We start from the raw sequence: 20,214 nt of genomic DNA, 5'->3' as shown, positions 1-20,214 counted from the left end.
GGTAAGGTTTCATGAATAGCTTCTCGAAAAAGTTTGATGCAGAATTATATTACTTGCGGGGAATTAATCAGAGGTTCCTTTATGGTCGCGCTTTGGTTTGCAGGCAGGCGCAACCTCTGGATCGGGCTCTGCTGGTACGTTTGAAGAATGGGCGTATTTGGGAACCGGGACCGGTAATCCAAATGAAATTCCTGAACCCGTGAGTCTGCTGCTGATCGGTACTGGCCTGCTTGGTTTTGCTGCCATCCGTCGTCGCAGACTGGCCTGATTTTTGAGAGCGATAAGACGACTACGGATAACAACGACAAACTTGCAATCACTCAAACGCCGGGCAACCGGCGTTTTTTTATATGCGCAGGAAAACTCGATGCCGGCATCAGCAATGGAGTGCAAAGTTTTCCGACAAGCCTGCGCCGCATAGGTCCGCTTGGCTCCAGATAATAACCATGGCGGAACTTTTGATCCGCCTCATCCCGTTCCGGCAGGTTCCCGGTGTGGGGGAATCTTGTCTTTGTAAATAACCGCTTTAACCATCATCAACCATCATCGAATCCGTTACCTCCTGGTATGTTCTCGCTGCCGGCCCGCTAGCGGCTTGTCATTCATTTTGTATAGATGGCCAAATCCGGCGAGGAATTTTGTTAGAATAGCCTTTTCCAACAAACTAATTTTATGGGGAATTTGATGGCTGTCGAAAGGACTTTATCCATAATCAAACCGGATGCCGTGGCAAAAAACGTAATAGGTCAGATTTATGCCAGATTCGAAGCGGCCGGATTGAAAATTATCGCGGCACGCATGGCGCATCTGTCGAAAGTGGAGGCGGAGCAGTTTTATGCGATTCACAAGGATCGGCCTTTTTTCAGGGATCTGGTAGATTTTATGGTTTCCGGGCCAGTTATGATCCAGGTGCTGGAAGGGGAAAACGCCATTGCGAAGAATCGTGAGCTGATGGGCGCAACTGATCCCAAAAAAGCGGAGAGAGGAACCATTCGGGCCGACTTTGCCGATAGTATTGATGCCAACGCTGTGCATGGCTCGGATGCAGCTGAAACTGCTGCAATTGAGATGGCCTGTTTTTTTCCTTCGTTGAATATCTATTCCCGTTGACTGCATATTGGCCAGGTTTGACGGGTTGGCAAGAGAGTTCATTCAATGCTTAATTTGCTGGATTTTAATGAAGCGGGGCTTGTCGATTTTTGCCGGGGAATAGGGGAAAAACCTTATCGTGCCCGGCAGTTGCTGCGCTGGATTCATCAATCCGGCAAGACGGAGTTTGCGGACATGAGCGATCTGGCCAAGCAGTTGCGACAAAAACTGACGGGGGTGGTGACGATCGAGCCCCCGGGGTTTGTCAGTGATCATACCGCTGCTGACGGAACGCGCAAATGGCTGATTTCAACTGGCGCGGGCAATGCGGTTGAAACGGTGTTCATTCCTGAACCCAATCGCGGTACGCTTTGCGTTTCAAGCCAGGTGGGGTGTGCGCTGGCTTGCAGCTTTTGCGCAACGGGCCGGCAGGGTTTCAACCGTAATCTGACTGTTGCGGAGATCATTGGTCAATTGTGGCTGGCCAACCAGTTGTTGGGTGCCAGCCAGTCAAACTATTCGCAGCGGCCAGTGACGAATGTTGTGATGATGGGAATGGGTGAACCACTGGCCAATTTTGAAAATCTGGTGCAGGCGCTGGATTTGATGCTGAGCGATTACGCTTATGGGTTGTCGCGTCGGCGGGTTACCGTGAGCACCTCCGGATTGGTTCCTGCTATGGACCGGTTGCGTGAGCGTTGCCCGGTTGCGCTTGCGGTTTCGCTGCATGCGCCTAACGATGCCTTGCGGGATCAGCTGGTGCCCATCAACAAAAAATATCCGATCAGGGAGTTGTTGGCTGCCTGCGAACGCTATCTTCCGGCGGCGCCACGGGATTTCGTGACGTTTGAGTACATCATGCTCGATGGGGTCAACGACCGCGTTGAGCAGGCACGTGAGCTGGTGCAGCTGGTCAGGGCCATTCCGTGTAAACTGAATCTGATTCCGTTTAACGCCTTTGCCAATTCTGGCTATCAACGTTCGAGTGCTGTGGCTATTGACCATTTTCGTGAAGTGCTGTCAGAGGCCGGTATTGTCAATACGGTACGTAAAACTCGTGGCGATGATATTGCGGCGGCATGTGGTCAGCTTGCCGGGCAGGTGCAGGATAAAACCCGTCGAACGGCTGCGGGTTCCGTTGTTACCGGGTAAATTAGGTATCCAAAAAATGAAACCTCTTGATTGTGTGACAAGATTATTGGCTGGGGGAGGGTTGCTTTTCTGTCTGATTTACCTTTCCGGCTGTGCGCATGCACCAGCTGTGGATAAATCCACGCCCGAGGAGCTTAAACAGAAGGCATTGCAAAGCGCGGTTGTACATACTGAACTGGCCGGGCAGTATTATCAGCGGGGTCAGTATCGGGTGGCGATCGAAGAAGCGAATATAGCACTCAAATCCAAGTCGGATTATGCTTCCGCTTACAACATGCTGGGCCTGATCTACATGGATTTGCAGGAAGATGCGCACGCGGAGGATAATTTTGAGCGTGCCCTTAAGATTGCAGGAAGTGATCCTGATATTCACAATAATTATGGCTGGTTTTTGTGTCAACGGAGAGAAGGCCGGATTGAACAGTCAGTCAGTCATTTTATGAAGGCAATCAGCGATCCCTTGTACGATACCCCTGAAAAAAGTTACGCAAATGCGGGTTTGTGCTTGTTGAAATTGCCAGATTACGAGCGCGCGCGCGCATTTTTTCGTGAAGCATTGATTATCCGCCCTGGTTATGCGCTGGCCAGGCTTGGGTTGATCGAGCTCGATCTGAAAAAAGGTAACCTGGAAACCGCCGAGTCTGAAATCGCCCGGCATTTACAGGTTTATTCTGCCACGGCTGAGAGTTTGTGGCTGGCCGTTCGAATCGCGCAGGCAGGCAATGATATGAATGCGCGGGAAAATTATGCTTTTCAATTACAGAGACGCTTTCCCGATTCGAGGGAAGCAAGAGCACTGCGTGCAGGCAAGGTGAATCATGAGTGAGAATCAGCGAGACAGTGAATCACATATTCCATCGGATGCGGAGATTGTTCAGGCATTGCCTGATGAATCATCCGGGAACCCATCGGTATCAGATAATGAAACCGTGCTGGATATTTGCGAGAATGACGAGGAGTCATCCGGTTCTGCCGGTTTTGCGTCCAACGATCAGCCAATGAGCAATCCAGCGGAAACGAATTTGACGACTTCGCTTGGAGAGCAATTGCGCGATGAAAGAGTTCGGCAGGGATTGAAACCTGGTGAAGTGGCGCGACGTTTGTGTTTGTCAGAACAGCAGGTCCTGGCAATCGAGTCGCAGGACTATGCTTCCTTACCTTCGCCTGCCTCCACATTTCTGAGGGGGTATGTCCGTAATTACGCGCGGATACTGCGTCTTGCCAATGTGGATCAGCTGTTGCAGATGTTGCCACGTAATTTGGCGGCACACACGCATGGAGAGGGTAGTCTGGCGCGAGGTATGCAGCCAGTCAAACTGCTTTCGAGCCATGAGCGTGATAGTGGCGGTGGAAAATGGCTTTATTTTCTACTGGCAATCGGCGTTGCGCTGGGGGGGTATATGCTTTTTCAGTCGGAGAAGCTTGATCAACAGTCGTCTGCATTACTGGGTGACCTGGATCTGCCTTCTCTGTCCGAAAGTGCTTCTACGGATGGACAGACCGCAATTGAATTGCCTTTGCCGGCAATAACCTCGCCCTCTTTTTCGTTTTCTGCGGGAGCGCCGTCTGTTCCACCGCCTCTGCCACCTGTTACTCAGCCCGGTCAGGTGAAAGAAGCTTTGTCCGGAACCCGGCTGCCTGCTGGCCAGGCAATTGAATCTACTGCAACAGCAGAGGAGGATGGTTCTGGCAAATCATTGCATTTTATTTTTTCACGCGACTCCTGGGTCAAAGTGAAGGATAGCGAAGGCAATGTTATTCTGGAAAAAATTCATGCGCGCGGTTCTGAACAAACAGTCAGTGGAAAACCGCCGTTATATCTGGTGATTGGTAATGCGGCGGGAGTAACGCTGACTTATGGCGGGCGTGCAGTGGATCTTGCTCCCTATACTCGTGGCAATGATGATGTCGCGCGTTTCTCGCTGGAATAATTTGTGGCGATAAACTGGCTGACAAATAACTTTATTATTCAATAATATACGCAAACTCATGTTAACAAATGTAATTGTCAGTCCACGTAGAAAATGTGTCGGGGTTAAAGTGGGGTCGGTCATGATTGGTGGTGATGCGCCAGTCGTGGTGCAGTCCATGACCAATACGGATACCGCTGATGAAATTGCCACTACGCAGCAAGTAGCGCAACTGGCGCGCGCTGGTTCGGAATTGGTCAGAATTACCGTCAATAATGCGGAATCCGCCGCTGCCGTTGCGGGAATCCGCGCGAGACTGGATGCAATGGGTTGTAATGTGCCACTGATAGGAGATTTCCATTTCAATGGGCACAAACTGTTAGGTGCGTATCCCGAATGTGCGCAGGCACTGGCCAAGTACCGTATCAATCCTGGAAATGTCGGGCATGGTAAGAAACGTGATGAGCAGTTCTCAACCTTGATCGAGATCGCGTGTAAATATGACAAACCAATCCGGATAGGTGTCAATTGGGGTAGTCTCGATCCGGAAATGCTGGTACGCATCATGGATGAGAATGCCCGCTTGCCACAACCGCTGGATGCGGGGCAGGTCATGCGCAAGGCGCTGATTACTTCCGCGCTGGAAAGTGCGGCCAAGGCTGAAGAGCTCGGACTGCCGCGTGATCATATCGTGCTGTCGTGCAAGGTGAGCGGTGTGCAGGATCTGATCGCCGTTTATAGTGAGCTTGCCGGGCAATGTGATTATGCGTTGCATCTGGGATTGACCGAGGCTGGCATGGGTTCCAAAGGGATTGTTGCTTCAACGGCGGCTCTGTCCGTCCTGTTGTTTTCCGGTATGGGCGATACGATTCGCATTTCGCTGACTCCGGAACCGGGGGGAGATCGTACTCGTGAGGTTATCGTCGCGCAGGAAATACTGCAAACCATGGGTTTGCGCGCCTTCGTGCCGCTGGTAGCGGCTTGCCCGGGTTGTGGCCGTACCACCAGTACCTATTTTCAGGAATTGGCGGAAAGTATCCAGGCTTACGTTCGCGAGAAAATGCTTGACTGGCGGGATCAGTATGACGGCGTTGAAAATATGACACTGGCGGTGATGGGTTGTGTTGTCAATGGACCGGGTGAAAGCAAGCATGCCAATATTGGCATCAGCTTGCCTGGGTCAGGCGAGAATCCGGTTGCGCCCGTGTTTGTCGATGGGCAAAAAACCGTTACGCTCAAGGGTGATAACATTGCCGGAGAGTTCCGTTCCATTGTTGACGAATACGTGCGTACCCACTACCAGAAAAAACGCGTCAATGTCTAGTGTAATACGTGCCATTCGCGGGATGAATGATATCCTGCCGGATGAGAGTGACAAGTGGGGTTACTTCGAAGAAATCATTCGCACCTGGCTGGCTGCCTACGGTTATCGTAATTTGCGCACGCCGGTGGTGGAACAGACTGACTTGTTTGTACGCTCGATTGGCGCCATTACGGATATCGTTGAAAAAGAGATGTATACGTTTGTCGATCATCTCAATGGTGAGCAGCTGACGTTGCGCCCGGAAGGAACCGCTTCTTGTGTGCGCGCGGTTATTGAGCACAATTTGCTGTATACCGGCCCACAGCGGCTTTATTACAGCGGCCCGATGTTCCGGCATGAACGGCCGCAAAAAGGACGCTATCGCCAGTTTCACCAGGTCGGTGTTGAGGCACTCGGCTTTTCGGGTCCCGATATCGATGCCGAACATATCATCATGTGTGCCAGATTGTGGCGTCTGTTAGGTGTTACGCCTGTTCGCCTGGAGATTGGCACGCTCGGCAGCCCGGATTCGCGCGCCATTTATCGTGCCAGGTTGGTTAGTTATCTTGAAAGATTTGCTGATCAGCTTGATGAAGATGCTCGCCGGCGCCTGCACAGCAATCCGCTGCGTATCCTTGACAGCAAGAATCCCGCTATGCAGGAGCTATTGAAAGATGCTCCCAGACTGTTTGATGATCTGGATGAGGAATCGCTGGCTCATTTCGAATCCCTGCAAACTATTCTGCGAAATCGTGGGGTGGATTTCACCATCAATCCGCGTCTTGTGAGGGGGCTGGATTACTATAATCGCACGGTATTCGAGTGGGTGAGCGATCATCTCGGTGCGCAGGGTACGATTTGCGCGGGTGGACGTTACGATGGGCTGATTGCGCAAGTGGGAGGAAAACCGGCGCCTGCCTGCGGTTTCGCCATGGGGATTGAGCGAATCCTGGCGCTCATGGTGGGTCTGGATGAGACATACACGGCGAATCGTCCCGATATTTATGTGGTTCATCAGGGTGAAATGGCGGCTGATTTTGCGTGGGAAGTTGCCGAATACTTGCGCGATCAGGGCGTCAAGGTGGTATTGCATAACGGCGGGGGAGCTTTCAAATCACAAATGAAAAAAGCTGATGTCAGTGGCGCTCAATTTGCGGCGGTTATCGGAGATGATGAGGCAAAGGCCAGGAGAATCAGTCTCAAACCGTTACGTGAAGCTGCCGAGCAGGTGAGTGTCGACCTGGCTGAAATCTGTGCCCTACTGGGTAAAAATTAACCTATTAAAGCAGTTTATTAGAAAGGAATAACGCGATGTCATCACTTGATTTTGAAGAGCAGGAGAAAATTGATCGTTTAAAAGCCTGGTGGGCTGCCAACGGCAACATAATTTTGCTGAGTGTGGCGATTTTGGTGGCCAGTGTTGCGGGTAACCGATTGTGGGGTCATTATAAGAGTCAGCAGGCAGAGCAAGCAGCTGACTTGTATGCCGTTCTTCAACAACAGCTCGATAAAACGGGTGATGCCGGAAAGATCCGGGATGCGGCATTGTTATTGACAGAAGGTTTTTCCAGTAGCGGTTATGCGTCGCGTGCGGCTTTGATTTCGGCTCAAGCAAGTTTCAAGACTGGTGATATTCTCACAGCTAAAACGATGCTGCAGTGGGTTCTGGATAAATCCGAAGAAATGGAGCTGAAGGATCTGGCGCGTTTACGCCTGGCGGGAATCTTGCTGGATGAGCAACAGTTTGAACAGGCGCTTTCCCTGTTGAATACGAAACATGGAACATCTTTTGCTGGACTTTATGCGGATCTACGTGGAGATGTGCTCGTTGCTTCCGGTAAAACAAAAGAAGCGCGCACCGCTTATCATCAAGCACTTGATCGTTTGAGCGGGCAAAGTTCCTACCAGAATATCGTGCAAATGAAGATGGATGCACTAAGAGATTAAGCAATGACTCTCAGCACACGCCCATCCAGTTTTTTCTCGGTTTCGTTGTTACGGGGCATGGGTATGGGTCTGATGCTGCTGATGTTGACTGGCTGTGAAAGCCTGGGTCTGGGTAACTTGGGCGGAGGACATTTCACTGATCTTTTCAGTAAAGATACCGATGAAGTCGAGATAGATGAAGATGACATGGCTGCACTTGCTGCCTTACCCAGTATAGAAAGTTTATGGAAGGTAAAGCTCGCGGAGAGCAAGACAGCGGTATTTTATCCGGTCTATGATGGCGGCGGGCTGTACGTTGCCGATGAAAATGGCCTTTTGGCCAGGCTGGATGCGGGTTCAGGTGAAAAAGCCTGGCAGATTGATACCGACAAACGCCTGTCTGGTGGTGTCGGTATAGGCGAAGGTTTGATTCTGCTGGGAACTTACAAAGGCGAGGTGTTGGCTTTTGATGAATCCGGCAATCTGTTATGGCAGGCGCAGGTTAGCAGCGAAATTCTCAGCCCTCCCCATGTGGATAGCGGGATAGTTGTGGTGCGAACGGGAGACGGCAGGCTTTTCGGGCTCAATGCCGATGATGGTTCACGTATCTGGGTTTATCAGGGTGCTACGCCACCCTTGACGGTACGGAGTTATGCTGGGGTAGCGCTATTTCCTGGTGCAATTTTTGCCGGTTTTCCCGGGGGAAAGCTGATCGCGATTAATCTGCAGGATGGCAATGTGGGCTGGGAGGCAACGGTCGCCTTGCCTCGTGGGGTGACAGAACTTGAACGTATGACCGATATCAGCGGTCTGCCAGCTATCGATCAGAACAGTGTCTGTGCAGTTGCCTACCGTGGTCGGGTTGCCTGTTTTGAGCTTGCCAGCGGCAACCAGATCTGGAGCAAGGATGCGTCAAGCAACGCGGGGCTGATTATGGACAATCAGCGAGTCTATGTCAGTGAAGAACAGGGTGCATTGGCAGCCTATGACAGGAGCAGCGGTGTCACTGACTGGAAACAAGGCAAGCTTGGTAGTCGCAAGATCACCTTGTCGTTGATTGCGCGTGGTGCACGCCTGGTCATTGGTGATGATAAAGGGTACGTCACGATACTTAGCCGTAATGATGGCACGTTACTGGCGCGCGCCCCTACCGATGGCAGTCCGATTTTGTCTGCGCCCGAATATCTCCCGGATGGATTTGTGGTACAAACCCAGAAGGGAGGGGTATTTGCATTTTCTTTGCCATAACCTGCCCGATATTGGGTGTTTTTTTTCGGTGCTGCGTTTTGTCAAATCGTCGTTAATCGTATTAGAAGTCTTCATTTCACCTGGTCATTCGCGGCAAATTTTCCCTTCCAATTGACCATTAACTTATCATCATGAAACCTACACTCGTCCTGGTTGGACGTCCGAATGTCGGAAAATCTACATTATTTAATCGCCTCACCCGTAGTCGTGATGCTTTGGTGGCGGATATTCCGGGATTAACGCGTGATCGTCATTATGGACATGGAAAATTAGGAGATAAACCCTATCTGGTGGTGGACACCGGCGGGTTTGAACCTGTGGTGAAGACCGGGATTTTGCATGCGATGGCCAAGCAAACCTTGCTGGCAGTGGATGAAGGCGATGTCATCCTGTTTGTGGTAGATGGCCGGCAGGGATTATCGCCACAGGATAAGATTGTCGCTGAGCAGTTACGCAAGCGAGCAGATAAGATCATATTGATAGTCAACAAGACTGAGGGCATGCGTTTATCGATCATGACTGCAGAGTTTCACGAGCTGGGTCTGGGCGAACCCTGCGCCGTTTCGGCGCTTCATGGTGACAATATCGGTGAATTGATCGATTTGGCGCTGGCGGATTTTCCGTTAGAAGAAGCGGATCTGCCCGCAGAGCAGTATCCTAAAATTGCCATCGTCGGTCGCCCTAACGTAGGTAAATCCACGCTGGTCAATACTTTGCTTGGCGAAGAACGTGTGATTGCTTTTGACCAGCCTGGTACCACTCGTGACAGTATTTACATTGATTTTGAATGTAATCAGCGCCAATATACCCTAATTGATACTGCTGGCCTGCGTCGTCGTGGCAAGGTGCTGGAGACGCTGGAAAAATTCTCGGTGATCAAAACGCTACAGTCGATTGAGGCCGCCAATCTCGTCATTTTGGTACTGGATGCGCATAATCACATTTCTGAGCAGGACGCCCACATTGCCAGTTTTATCTATGAAACAGGCCGTGCGTTGGTTGTGGCAGTGAATAAATGGGATGGACTGGATGAATACGCGCGCGAAACAATTAAGCGCGAACTGGAACGCAAACTGGCATTTCTCGATTTTGCCAGTTTGCACTATATTTCCGCATTGCATGGGCATGGGCTCAAGCGATTGATGCCATCGGTTGATGAAGCCTATGCAGCGGCAATGGCGCATATTCCGACGCCTCGTCTGACGCGGGCCATGCTTGCTGCTGTAGCTAAACAACCTCCACCGCGCGGGGGGGTGTCCCGGCCAAAATTACGTTATGCGCACCAGGGAGGGTCCAACCCTCCATTAATCATTATCCATGGCTCAATGCTGGAACATGTGCCAGCAACCTATCGGCGTTATCTTGAACATACACTCAGGAAAACCTTTGACTTGAAAGGTACGCCTTTACGGGTAGAGTTTAGATCAGGAAAAAATCCTTATGCGGATAAAAAAGCACCTCCTCCAACTGAAAAAGAGCTGCAGCAGGCCCACAGCCGCCGGCGTCGCAATCGTAAAAAATATGGCTAAGGGCGTTTCTAAAAATTCAGAGTTTTGTAACCGTCCAGCGCTCCCATCTATCTTTCCTGCTGTTTAAGTGATTGAATGAATGCTGGTGTAAGTGGCAGCAATTCATCGATGTGGTTATTGGGCCAGGTGGGTAGTCTGGCGAGTGTGTCTGCAAGCCATGCGGCGGGATCGAGTTTGTTGAGTTGCGCGGTACCGAACAAGGTTTGAATGGCAGCGGCGCGTTGACCGGCACGTTCCGATCCGGTGAATAGCCAATTCTTTTTGCCGATTGCGATCGGGCGGATGGTGTTCTCCACCGGGTTGTTGTCGATCGGAAGAAAGCCGGTTTGATCGTAACCGGAATCAAGGCTGGCAGCTTGATATCATCGCGCCCACGCCGGTGAGCGCGCAACCAGTTCCCAAACGTCTTCGCATTCAACCCGCGCGCCCGGCAATAGACTGCCTGCGACAAACCGCTCGCTTGCCAGTTGCTGATATGCTTTTGCTTATCATCCTGTAAGGTAATGCAGAGGAGAATAATCCAGAAAATTATGATTGCGTAGATGGGAGCGTTGGACGGTTACGTTCATGTGACAGCAGCCACTGTTTGATCATGAGTGGCATACCATCACTGGCATGCATGAACCCTCCCAGGCTACCGTTCTTGGCGATGACGCGATGGCAGGGAATAACAATCGGTAATCGGTTTGCGCCGCATGCCTGTCCAACCGCACGTGGGCTGCTGTGCAACAAGTTGGCAAATTCGGCATAGCTACGAGTTGTACCGGGTGGAATTGCCTGAATCTGCTGCCAGACTCTTTGCTGATGCTGTGTGCCGCTGATGTGCAGCGGTAGATCAAAAATTACGCGCGGATTTTGCAGATAAGCTTGCAGCTGGCTACAAGCCTCGGCAGCTACCACATTGATGGGAGGTAACAAAGGCGTATCTAGCGGTAGATAATCGATATCCGTTAGCCACTCGGCATCGGTTTTGATACCCAATACTGCGAATGAGGTCAGTATCTTGGCTTGATATATCGAGCAATTATTTGTTGGTTTGGCTTTTCTCACCTGGGAATATTACCGACTCAGAATAACTTCCAGCACAAATTTACTGCCGATATAGGCTAATACGAGAATGACGAATCCGGTCAACGTCCAGCGGATGGCGGTGCGACCACGCCATCCGTAGAAATGTCTACCCGCCAGCAGCGCTGCGAAAATAATCCAGGAAATGATACCAAACAGGGTTTTGTGGGTGAAAGTCAGCGATTGGCCGAATATTTCCTGTGAGAAAAAAATACCACTGAATAGTGTCAGGCTTAACAGGATGAAACCGGTCCAGACCAGCCGAAACAGCATTTTCTCCATAACCAGCAATGGTGGCAGGCGGCTGAGTAGCGATAATCCGGCAGATTGATGCAAGTGGCGCTCCAGCGCTGTCATCAGCAATGCGTGCAGTGCGGCAATCGTGAAAAAACCATAGGCGAGCATTGCCGCCAGCAAGTGTGCCTTAAATACAGCGAGTTCGGTATGCGCTAACGGATGCGTAACAGGGAACAGTAGCGGCACCAGAACTGCCACTGCGGCAATGAATGAGAGGGGTGCCATTAGATTCTGCAAACCCTGCAGCGCGGATAAAAACCCGGACAGCCAATAGATGAGTGCCGCAATCCAGACAATCGCAGAAACCGCATTTCCCACACCAAAGCTGAGCAACCCATCCACAAAGATCGACTGATAAAGAACCGAACCATGCAATACCAGCGGCACCAACAAAATGAGTTGCACTGATTTGACATCCGCCTTTTGAGTTCGCGTTTCAGGGGTTCGCCTGTTCGTTACGCGCCAAAAATACCATCCAGCCAATCCATAAAGCGTTGCGACAAGAAGATAAGTTAAAATACTGAACATGTGTCGACAAATAGATAGATAAACCGCAAGATAAACACGCTGATGCCTTCGAGACATCCTTCGATAAAGGATGATGTGTTATTGCTCGAGCATAAATTAAAGTGTTTAGTTTATCAGCTATTAAAGCGGGACTTATCATTACCTCACAGCAAAATTCTAACCAGGAGCTACTATGTTTGACAATTTAACCGAACGCCTGTCGGGCGTAATGAAGACCTTGCGCGGCGAGGCACGTCTGACTGAAAACAACATGCAGGATGCGCTGCGTGAGGTTCGGATGGCATTATTGGAAGCCGATGTGGCGTTACCGGTTATCAAGGTGTTCATTGAGCAAATCAAACAACGGGCAATTGGCCAGGAAGTGCTGGATAGTCTATCCCCTGGGCAAGCATTGATCGGTATTGTGCACCAGGAACTGATCACCATCATGGGCGGCGAAAAAGCCGAACTCAATCTTAATGTAACCCCACCAGCCGTTATTTTAATGGCAGGATTACAGGGCGCAGGTAAAACCACCAGCAGCGGCAAGCTTGCCAAATGGCTGATGACACAGAAAAAGAAAAAAGTGATGCTGGTGTCCTGTGATATTTACCGCCCCGCCGCAATTGAGCAGCTGGAGCTCCTTTCCAAGCAGGTTGGAGCAGAATTTTTTCCGGTACAGACTGGACAACTGCCTGCAGAAATCTGCAGCGCAGCGATGGATTACGCGCGCAGACACCATATGGATGTGGTAATCGTCGATACCGCTGGACGATTGGGTATCGATGAAGCCATGATGCAGGAAATAAGCGAGCTGGAACGCCTGCTAAAACCGATTGAAACCTTGTTCGTCGTGGATGCAATGCAGGGGCAGGATGCGGTCAATACCGCAAAAGCATTTGCTGATACGTTGCCACTAACCGGCGTCATTCTTACCAAACTCGATGGCGATGCACGCGGCGGTGCAGCACTTTCGGTCAGGCACGTCACCGGAAAACCAGTCAAGTTTGCCGGTGTTGCTGAAAAACTGGATGGACTGGAGCCATTTTACCCAGAACGGATGGCCTCCCGTATTCTAGGAATGGGTGATGTGCTAGGCCTGATCGAGGATGCACAACGTACCTCAGATCAGAAAGAAGCTGAACGCCTGATGAAGAAAATGAAATCTGGCAAGAGTTTTGATCTGAATGATTTCGCACAGCAATTCCAGCAAATGAAAAAAATGGGTGGCATGAATGCCATGCTCGAAAAAATGCCGCACCAGCTTGCGCAGGCAGCGCGAAACATGAATGTTGATGAAAAAATCATCCATCGCAGTGAGGGCATTATCAACTCCATGACGCCACAGGAACGGGTTAAACCGGAGCTTCTGAAAGCATCACGTAAACGCCGTATTGCTGCAGGTTCTGGCGTCTCGATACAGGAGATCAATCGACTGCTTGCCCAGTTTGAACAAACGCGCAAGATGATGAAAATGATTAACAAGGGCGGTATGTCAAAAATGATGCGTGCGGTTAAAGGAATGTTTCCGCAAATGCGATAGAACGACTAAGGCTGGACGCTGTTTTTTATGTCATCGAATCCCTGTATCTGATCGCCTGCCTGGATATCATGTTTAGCAAACCAGCCCTGTTTCATTTCCAGTGCAAAGCTGGTTTCTTTTGCCGAATAATGTAATTTGAGAGTATTCGGCTCCATGTCTGCCATGTTGATAATGATACCCTCGGCATCAATGAACGCGACACTGAGAGGAATCTGCGTGTTTTTCATCCACATCGCGTGGATGCCCGCTTTGGGGAAAATGAACAACATGCCACCATTTTCAATCAGGTGCTGGCGGTACATCAATCCAGCGGCAAGAGCGGCAGGTGTGGCAGCGACTTCTGCTGAAATAGTTTGACCTGCTATATTCAGATCAACGACGGGTAGCCATGTGTTATCAGCCAGGGCGACTTCCCCCAATCCTGCCACCAGTAGCACAAACAAAATTATTTGTTTTAGCATGTACCCGTACTGCCAAAGCCACCTGAACCACGTTCGCTTGGACTAAATATTTCAACAAGGCGGAAATTCGCCTGGATGACCGGTACGATGACAAGCTGCGCAATTCGTTCCAGCGGGTTGAGTTCGAATGTGTGATGCCCGCGATTCCAGCACGAAACCAGAATTTCACCTTGATAGTCTGAATCAATTAATCCAACAAGATTGCCGAGTACAATGCCATGCTTATGCCCAAGTCCAGAGCGTGGCAGAATCATGGCTGCCAGGCCGGGATCAGCAAGGTGAATCGCAATACCTGTCGGAATGAGGCTGGTTTCGCCGGGGTGAAGCAACATTTTTTCTTCAAGGCACGCGCGCAGATCGATTCCCGCCGATCCCGGCGTGGCATATGTCGGCGGGAAATCGTTGAGGCGTGCGTCCAGTATTTTAAAATCAATGGGGTTCATTTTTGGATTGGCTGGATAGATCGTGTTTGGGATATTGGGCATATAGTTTGGCGATATGCGCCATAACATGTGCGGCTTGCACATTTTTTGCTGCGGTTGGCAATGGATGAACTCCATCGTCATCAATTAGAATCAGGGCGCTATCATCCGAACCGATAGCCGAACGCGCATCGTTGGCGACGATTAATGGCAGCTTCTTGTCGCGTCTTTTTGACTCGGCATGCTGCTCGATCTGTTCTGTCTCGGCGGCGAATCCCACACAAAACGGAGCATGAGGCAAACTTGCCACATAACGCAGAATATCCGGATTGGGAACCAGTGACAGCGTCAGTATATCTTTCTGTTTTTTTAGTTTGTGCGGATACGTTTCGACTGGACGGTAATCCGCCACTGCTGCGACGCTGATAAAAATATCCTTATTTTCAATTCCATTTTTGACGGCAGTAAACATTTCTTCGGCACTGCTTACGTTAATTTGTTTATTCACTGCAGGGCAAGGCAAGCAAATTGGCCCACAAATTAACGTCACCTGCGCCCCGGCATCGAGTGCAGCCTGTGCCATGGCGAGCCCCATTTTTCCTGAGCTTCGATTGGTAAGCCCCCGAACTGTATCGATGGCTTCAAAAGTCGGCCCGGCAGTGATCAATACGCGCTTACCATTCAGGCTGCTCAGAGATTTTGTCAGGAATTTTGCTCGAATTGCACTCAGCAGAGCGGCAGGCTCCGACATGCGACCCGCACCAGTCTCGCCACAGGCCTGCGAACCGCTCTCCGGTCCAAATACAGCAATGCCATCCTGGCGCAAGGTTTGCAGATTTCGCACCGTGGTCGGATTTTCCCACATTTGTAGATTCATCGCCGGCGCAACCCATAGTGGGCAATTTCTGGCCAAGCAAAGTGTTGACAATAAATCGTCAGCCAGACCATGTGCTAATTTGGCAATAAAATCTGCGCTTGCGGGCGCAACCAGAATGGCATCTACGCTGCGAGAGAGCTCGATGTGCGCCATACTGTTTGAAATTCCGGTATCCCAAAGATCTGTGAAGACCTTTTTTCCCGACAACCCTTGCAGGGTTATCGGGCCAATAAAATGACAGGCGGATTCGGTCATGACAACTTGCACGGCGAATCCTTCTTGAACCAGCAGGCGCACCAACTCTGCTGACTTGTACGCTGCAATCCCACCCGTTATTCCCAGCAGCACTCGCCTCCCCTTAAATTGGGTATGAATATCCATCATGCTCTGTCGTTACCCATACATTTCCGAAAGAAACTGCCGTTTCTCATAGTCAGTAAATTCATTTCCAAAGGATTCATTTTATATGGCAATTACCGATTGGCCGGAAGCAGAGCGGCCACGTGAAAAATTAATTCATAAAGGGGCAGCGCATCTCTCTGATGCAGAGTTGCTCGCCATATTTCTGCGCACAGGGATTGCCGGTAAAAATGCTGTCGAGTTGGCGCGGGAATTATTGACCCATTTCGGCAGTTTAACAAAATTGTGCATGGCGGACCTGGTGACCTTCAGTCAGCAACCAGGCATGGGTCCAGCCAAGTATGCCCAACTTCAGGCTGTTATGGAAATGGCTCGCCGTGCGCTTGCCGAGCAGATCAAGCAGGGTGCAATCATGGACTCTCCCCAGTCTGTCAAAGATTACCTGCGATTAAGCATGCGATCGAAGCCACACGAAATATTTACTGTTATTTTTCTTGATGGGCAGCATCGCACGATAGTAACCGAGGAATTATTCCGTGGCACTTTGACCCAGGCAAGCGTTTATCCTAGAGAAGTCGTCAAGCGCGCGCTATTCCACAATGCTGCTGCCGTCATTCTTGCACATAACCATCCTTCCGGTTTGGCAGAACCCAGTAAGGCTGACGAGATGCTGACACAATCCCTCAAACAAGCTCTGGCATTGGTGGATGTTCGTGTGCTGGATCATTTTGTTATTGGCAGTGAAGAAGTGGTGTCTTTTGCTGAGCGCGGGCTGATCTGAACCATCACGAAGAGCAATGCCGCGAATACTGGTCGAGTTACATTCCGTGGATTGAATTGCGACCAGCCCATCCAGTGAATCCAGATTATATTTTTTGCTTATATCCGAAAACCTTAACTATTTCCCATTTAAAATTATGTATATGCGCATCTTCCTCATGCAGCACCATTGATAGAGCTCCTCGGGTCAAGGGAGCAAGACTCAGGTCGATCTGATGGATTTTTATCCCATGTGACATATCTCCGACCATTTCCATGTGATGCCCATCGTGAATGGGTTCCATGCTGACGACTAATCGCGTAATCACATATTCGCTATTTCCGTTATAGATATTGCCATTAAAAATTCCCCACCCGAAGCCGGCATCTATTTTGAGCTGATCTTTTATTTTTTCAGGTAACTCAATTGCTAGCGGAGAATTACCAGAATGAACTTTCGGACTACAGAGATGTTCGGGCTGTTGTTCCGTGCTGCTCTCTGCGTGCTCTGCCGTAATTGAGTCCGAACAGTGAATATGACTCACCACAGGCCCATCCGCCAGCACGCAGGAGAACCCTATCATTAGAATAATTGAAAAGCCGACTATCCGTGATGGATTGCCCAGTTTGCAACAAAACATTAAGTCCCTCCGTTAAAAAACTCTGGCAAGCAATGCCAGAGTAATCGAGCTTAACCTCATCAATAATCTGGCATAAATAGTCATTATCCCATCCGGATTTTAACCGTTTGATCTTGATGCCAACTGTGGATATTTTTTGGCCTTGACCAGATTCAGGGCGACATGCCAAATAACAGCCAGATTCGCAGCAATATGCCCCTTGCGAGCCAGATTACTATCTTCATCAAAGTATACAAGAGCCCAGTACAAATTGTTCTCTATAGCCCAATGCGCCTGCACCAAAAATCGTAGCGCAGATGCTGATAAAGAAAATATCTTGTAGCTGGCGCTTCTTTTGTCTGTTTACACAGGGGGCCTGAATGCTCGAAAAGTGATGGATAATTGAAGATTTTACTTTTACTATCATTTAAAATCAAAATGATAAAGTCATTACCTTATCTATATTCTATTTTCAAGCACTTTTAAGCACGATTGCCCTGGAACATAGACCCATGTTACTTTACATTCGAAGGTCAGATCGGTATAATCGCCCTTCTGTTTAGCCGGGGGTATAGCTCAGCTGGGAGAGCGCTTGCATGGCATGCAAGAGGTCAGCGGTTCGATCCCGCTTATCTCCACCAGTGATCGGCATATTCTTTTTATCTTGGTCCCCATCGTCTAGAGGCCTAGGACATCGCCCTTTCACGGCGGTAACAGGGGTTCGAATCCCCTTGGGGACGCCAACGCATTTCATTTTTGAGTGACTGTATTATTCTTGACCTGCTGCCATAAACCTGTCAATTAGAGCAGTCATACTTAAAAGAACTTGAAAATAGAGTTTATAATCAAAGCCATGTTATGGGCCTGATTATAGCTGACGATAAAGTCAGCTCATTTAATCATCTACCGCCCTTCGAGCATTAAAGCCCCCTCCCCCCACACACACGGAAGCACCTGGTGCGAATTTATCGCCATTTTTATCATTTTTCAACCTGGGTTAATATTAAAAGGCTATGTCATCGTTAATTGTTGGTCACTGCAAATAAACACTATTTATCATTTATAAACAAGCCATTAGCCAAAAAACCAATAATTGATATTTTTATTTAAATTCATTTGGTTACATAACAACCACTAACTAACGATGACATAGCCTATTAAAAGCTAGAAATTTGACCCTAATCAATACCGTTCATGCCCGTTTCATTCATATTGCGCACTGCAGCAAATAAATTGAGTTTGATAACTTAAATATGAAGAGAGATAACCATGAATATTAAATTAATTATCGGGGTAGCCATGGCGTTAGCGCTAGTCGCATGTAAACCTTCCGCACCAGAAGGACCAGATCCTGAAGCTTATGGCAAGACGATACAGCCATTCCATCAAATTCCAGATAGTGCTCAAGAGGGTGGCGGCAAACCTAGAGCGCTAGAGAACTAAGGTATGAGTTAATAATCTTTGTCTAGTCAACATCTCCACCGCTATACTGTCATAATTCGACTTTTGATATTATGACAGTATGCGTTGCATTTCATCGCGCGAGCATCCTCTTTATAAAAAAATACTGAAACTGCAAACGTCCTCGATTTATCGCCAATCAGAAAAGTTGACGATACTGGATGGTGTGCATTTAGTTGAATCCTGCCTTACAAGTGGAGGCGAGTTACTTCACTTAATTGTTAGCGAGTCCGGCAGTCAAAACCAAGAAATCAGCCATACAATCAGGCAGGTAGAGGCGACACTATCTCCAAATTGCTGGATGTTTAGCAATACTTTATTTAAGAAAATTTCTTCTGTACAAACACCGGCTGGCATTTTGGCATTAATACGGATGCCGTCACCCCCACTGATTACTGGGATCAGGAATTGCTCATTTGGAGTCATGCTGGAAACTATCCAAGATCCTGGAAATCTAGGTTCAATATTACGATCTGCTGCTGCTGCAAGCGTAAGTGATGTGTTTTTATCGACCGATTGCGCAGATTGCTGGTCTCCCAAAACCTTACGCGCAGGCATGGGGGCGCATTTTCATTTACGGCTGCATGAAGACACTGACCTGATAAAACTGGCGGAAGATTATGATGGTGCAATTGTAGCGACAACTTTACATGATGCCATCTCCGTCTATGAAGCCAATTTGCAGGAGCCGATCATTTTTGCTTTTGGAAATGAGGGAAACGGTCTATCAGAAGAGCTGCTAAAGCAAATTCGCAAACGCATTAAGATCGTTATGCCAGGAAAGACGGAATCGTTAAATGTTGCAGCTGCAGCGGCAATCTGTTTATTCGAACATGTCAGACAGAGACAACAGCAAACACAATCCTAACCACTTTCATCTTTTTTCTGGCTGTCCGGATTTATTGGAGTTGTTGCCTTGGCTGGCTGCCTGGCTGTCAAAGCAGCTAGTATAATTCCCAGTTCATAAAGTAAATACAGTGGCACAGCCAGCAAAAATTGCGAAATCACATCTGGCGGGGTAACGATTGCAGCAATAACAAATGCACCTACCAGCACATAGTGACGGATTGCCTTCATCTTTTCGATTGGAACAATGCCCGCTCTAACCAGAACCAGAACGAATACAGGCACTTCAAAAGTAATACCAAAAGCCAGGAACATCGATAATACGAAACTGAGATATTCCCCGATATCCGTCATTACCGCAACACCTTCCGGCGCAAAATAAATGATAAATTCAAATACCAATGGCAATACCGCAAAATAGGCAAAAGACATTCCCAGAAAAAACAAGATGCTGCTGGTGATAACCAGTGGCAGAAACAAACGTTTTTCATGAGCGTAAAGTCCAGGGGCAACAAATGCCCAGACTTGATACATTGTGTGAGGCAGAGTAAGCAGGAACGCTGTCATCAACGCAACCTTCATTGGAATGAAAAAGGGCGTGGCAACCGCAGTTGCAATCATTTGTCCGCCTTGAGGCAGCTTCTCCAGCAAGGGATGCGCCAATATGCTATACAACTCCCGCGCAAAAACGCCACATGGCAGAAACGCTGCCAACAAAACCAGAAAAATCCGGATCAATCGGGTGCGCAACTCTATCAGATGCGCAATAAAGGTATTTCCATCATCCATGGATTGTTATTCACTGAAATTTATCATGAAATAATACGCCAGATGCT

21 protein-coding genes, 2 tRNA genes and 1 pseudogene are annotated in these 20,214 nt (G+C 49.1%); 16 read left to right on the top strand and 8 right to left on the bottom strand.

The window, feature by feature from the left end; genetic code table 11:
• Positions 1-97: 97 nt before the first annotated feature.
• The 10 genes from IPG31_11670 (at position 98) to der (ending at position 10,157) form a co-directional block, all read left to right on the top strand.
• Positions 98-268, top strand: a complete 171-nt coding sequence (locus tag IPG31_11670; protein ID MBK6618976.1) for a PEP-CTERM sorting domain-containing protein — start codon at positions 98-100, stop codon at positions 266-268.
• A gap of 416 nt (positions 269-684) precedes the next feature.
• Positions 685-1,110 carry a nucleoside-diphosphate kinase gene (gene ndk / locus IPG31_11665; GenBank protein ID MBK6618975.1) on the top strand — a complete coding sequence of 142 codons (426 nt, stop codon included), beginning with the start codon at positions 685-687 and terminating at the stop codon, positions 1,108-1,110.
• 45 nt (positions 1,111-1,155) lie between these two features.
• Entirely contained in the window at positions 1,156-2,241 is a 1,086-nt protein-coding gene (rlmN, locus tag IPG31_11660) for a 23S rRNA (adenine(2503)-C(2))-methyltransferase RlmN (GenBank protein ID MBK6618974.1), read from the top strand.
• Between the two features lie 34 nt (positions 2,242-2,275).
• Positions 2,276-3,067 carry a type IV pilus biogenesis/stability protein PilW gene (gene pilW, locus IPG31_11655; protein ID MBK6618973.1) on the top strand — a complete coding sequence of 264 codons (792 nt, stop codon included), beginning with the start codon at positions 2,276-2,278 and terminating at the stop codon, positions 3,065-3,067.
• Positions 3,060-4,172, top strand: a complete 1,113-nt coding sequence (locus tag IPG31_11650; protein MBK6618972.1) for a DUF4115 domain-containing protein — start codon at positions 3,060-3,062, stop codon at positions 4,170-4,172. Before pilW ends, IPG31_11650 begins: the two co-directional genes overlap by 8 nt.
• Before the next feature lie 58 nt (positions 4,173-4,230).
• Positions 4,231-5,475 carry a flavodoxin-dependent (E)-4-hydroxy-3-methylbut-2-enyl-diphosphate synthase gene (ispG, locus tag IPG31_11645; GenBank protein MBK6618971.1) on the top strand — a complete coding sequence of 415 codons (1,245 nt, stop codon included), beginning with the start codon at positions 4,231-4,233 and terminating at the stop codon, positions 5,473-5,475.
• Entirely contained in the window at positions 5,468-6,730 is a 1,263-nt protein-coding gene (hisS, locus tag IPG31_11640; GenBank protein ID MBK6618970.1) for a histidine--tRNA ligase, read from the top strand. Before ispG ends, hisS begins: the two co-directional genes overlap by 8 nt.
• Before the next feature lie 35 nt (positions 6,731-6,765).
• Positions 6,766-7,401 (top strand): tetratricopeptide repeat protein, encoded by a 636-nt coding sequence (locus IPG31_11635; GenBank protein MBK6618969.1) that lies wholly within the window; start codon positions 6,766-6,768, stop codon positions 7,399-7,401.
• Positions 7,402-7,404: 3 nt separating this feature from the next.
• Entirely contained in the window at positions 7,405-8,628 is a 1,224-nt protein-coding gene (bamB, locus tag IPG31_11630; GenBank protein MBK6618968.1) for an outer membrane protein assembly factor BamB, read from the top strand.
• A 131-nt stretch (positions 8,629-8,759) separates the two neighbouring features.
• On the top strand, positions 8,760-10,157 hold the full coding sequence (gene der / locus IPG31_11625; protein ID MBK6618967.1) for a ribosome biogenesis GTPase Der: 1,398 nt from the start codon (positions 8,760-8,762) through the stop codon (positions 10,155-10,157).
• 47 nt (positions 10,158-10,204) lie between these two features.
• Here der and IPG31_11620 read toward each other — a convergent pair.
• From IPG31_11620 to ccsA, 3 genes and pseudogenes are all read right to left on the bottom strand, one after another.
• Positions 10,205-10,486 (bottom strand): annotated as a pseudogene (locus IPG31_11620) (transposase domain-containing protein).
• Between the two features lie 199 nt (positions 10,487-10,685).
• A complete protein-coding gene (locus IPG31_11615) occupies positions 10,686-11,207 on the bottom strand; it encodes a methylated-DNA--[protein]-cysteine S-methyltransferase (GenBank protein ID MBK6618966.1) in 522 nt (173 codons plus the stop codon).
• 9 nt (positions 11,208-11,216) lie between these two features.
• Entirely contained in the window at positions 11,217-12,050 is an 834-nt protein-coding gene (gene ccsA, locus IPG31_11610; protein MBK6618965.1) for a cytochrome c biogenesis protein CcsA, read from the bottom strand.
• A gap of 172 nt (positions 12,051-12,222) precedes the next feature.
• On the opposite strand from ccsA, the gene ffh reads away from it, so the two are divergent.
• A complete protein-coding gene (gene ffh, locus IPG31_11605) occupies positions 12,223-13,572 on the top strand; it encodes a signal recognition particle protein (protein ID MBK6618964.1) in 1,350 nt (449 codons plus the stop codon).
• A gap of 5 nt (positions 13,573-13,577) precedes the next feature.
• Here the strand turns inward: ffh and IPG31_11600 are convergent, their stop codons facing one another.
• From IPG31_11600 to coaBC, 3 genes are read right to left on the bottom strand one after another with little or no spacing between them, the layout of a single operon-like run.
• Entirely contained in the window at positions 13,578-14,033 is a 456-nt protein-coding gene (locus tag IPG31_11600; GenBank protein MBK6618963.1) for a DUF192 domain-containing protein, read from the bottom strand.
• On the bottom strand, positions 14,027-14,476 hold the full coding sequence (gene dut / locus IPG31_11595) for a dUTP diphosphatase (GenBank protein ID MBK6618962.1): 450 nt from the start codon (positions 14,474-14,476) through the stop codon (positions 14,027-14,029). Before dut ends, IPG31_11600 begins: the two co-directional genes overlap by 7 nt.
• Complete coding sequence (coaBC, locus tag IPG31_11590) at positions 14,463-15,713, bottom strand: bifunctional phosphopantothenoylcysteine decarboxylase/phosphopantothenate--cysteine ligase CoaBC (protein ID MBK6618961.1); 1,251 nt, start codon at positions 15,711-15,713, stop codon at positions 14,463-14,465. Before coaBC ends, dut begins: the two co-directional genes overlap by 14 nt.
• 85 nt (positions 15,714-15,798) lie before the next feature.
• Between coaBC and radC the strand changes: the two genes are divergently transcribed.
• On the top strand, positions 15,799-16,473 hold the full coding sequence (gene radC, locus IPG31_11585) for a DNA repair protein RadC (protein ID MBK6618960.1): 675 nt from the start codon (positions 15,799-15,801) through the stop codon (positions 16,471-16,473).
• A gap of 85 nt (positions 16,474-16,558) precedes the next feature.
• On the opposite strand, the gene IPG31_11580 is transcribed toward radC, so the two are convergent.
• The gene (locus IPG31_11580) at positions 16,559-17,035 is read right to left on the bottom strand and encodes a hypothetical protein (GenBank protein MBK6618959.1); all 477 of its coding nucleotides are present in this window, start codon (positions 17,033-17,035) and stop codon (positions 16,559-16,561) included.
• Positions 17,036-17,636: 601 nt separating this feature from the next.
• On the opposite strand from IPG31_11580, the gene IPG31_11575 reads away from it, so the two are divergent.
• The 4 genes from IPG31_11575 (at position 17,637) to IPG31_11560 (ending at position 19,400) form a co-directional block, all read left to right on the top strand.
• A tRNA-Ala gene (locus IPG31_11575) sits at positions 17,637-17,712 on the top strand.
• A 26-nt stretch (positions 17,713-17,738) separates the two neighbouring features.
• A tRNA-Glu gene (locus IPG31_11570) sits at positions 17,739-17,814 on the top strand.
• 526 nt (positions 17,815-18,340) lie between these two features.
• Positions 18,341-18,514 carry a hypothetical protein gene (locus IPG31_11565; GenBank protein MBK6618958.1) on the top strand — a complete coding sequence of 58 codons (174 nt, stop codon included), beginning with the start codon at positions 18,341-18,343 and terminating at the stop codon, positions 18,512-18,514.
• 79 nt (positions 18,515-18,593) lie between these two features.
• Positions 18,594-19,400, top strand: a complete 807-nt coding sequence (locus IPG31_11560; protein MBK6618957.1) for an RNA methyltransferase — start codon at positions 18,594-18,596, stop codon at positions 19,398-19,400.
• Here the strand turns inward: IPG31_11560 and tatC are convergent.
• Entirely contained in the window at positions 19,397-20,167 is a 771-nt protein-coding gene (tatC, locus tag IPG31_11555) for a twin-arginine translocase subunit TatC (GenBank protein MBK6618956.1), read from the bottom strand. The two genes, IPG31_11560 and tatC, sit on opposite strands and share 4 nt — an antisense overlap.
• Positions 20,168-20,214 lie beyond the last annotated feature (47 nt).

Source organism: Nitrosomonas sp. (genome assembly GCA_016703745.1).
GTDB lineage: Bacteria > Pseudomonadota > Gammaproteobacteria > Burkholderiales > Nitrosomonadaceae > Nitrosomonas.
Note: the sequence above shows the minus strand (reverse complement) of the source record. Positions and strands in the feature narration are given on the sequence as shown.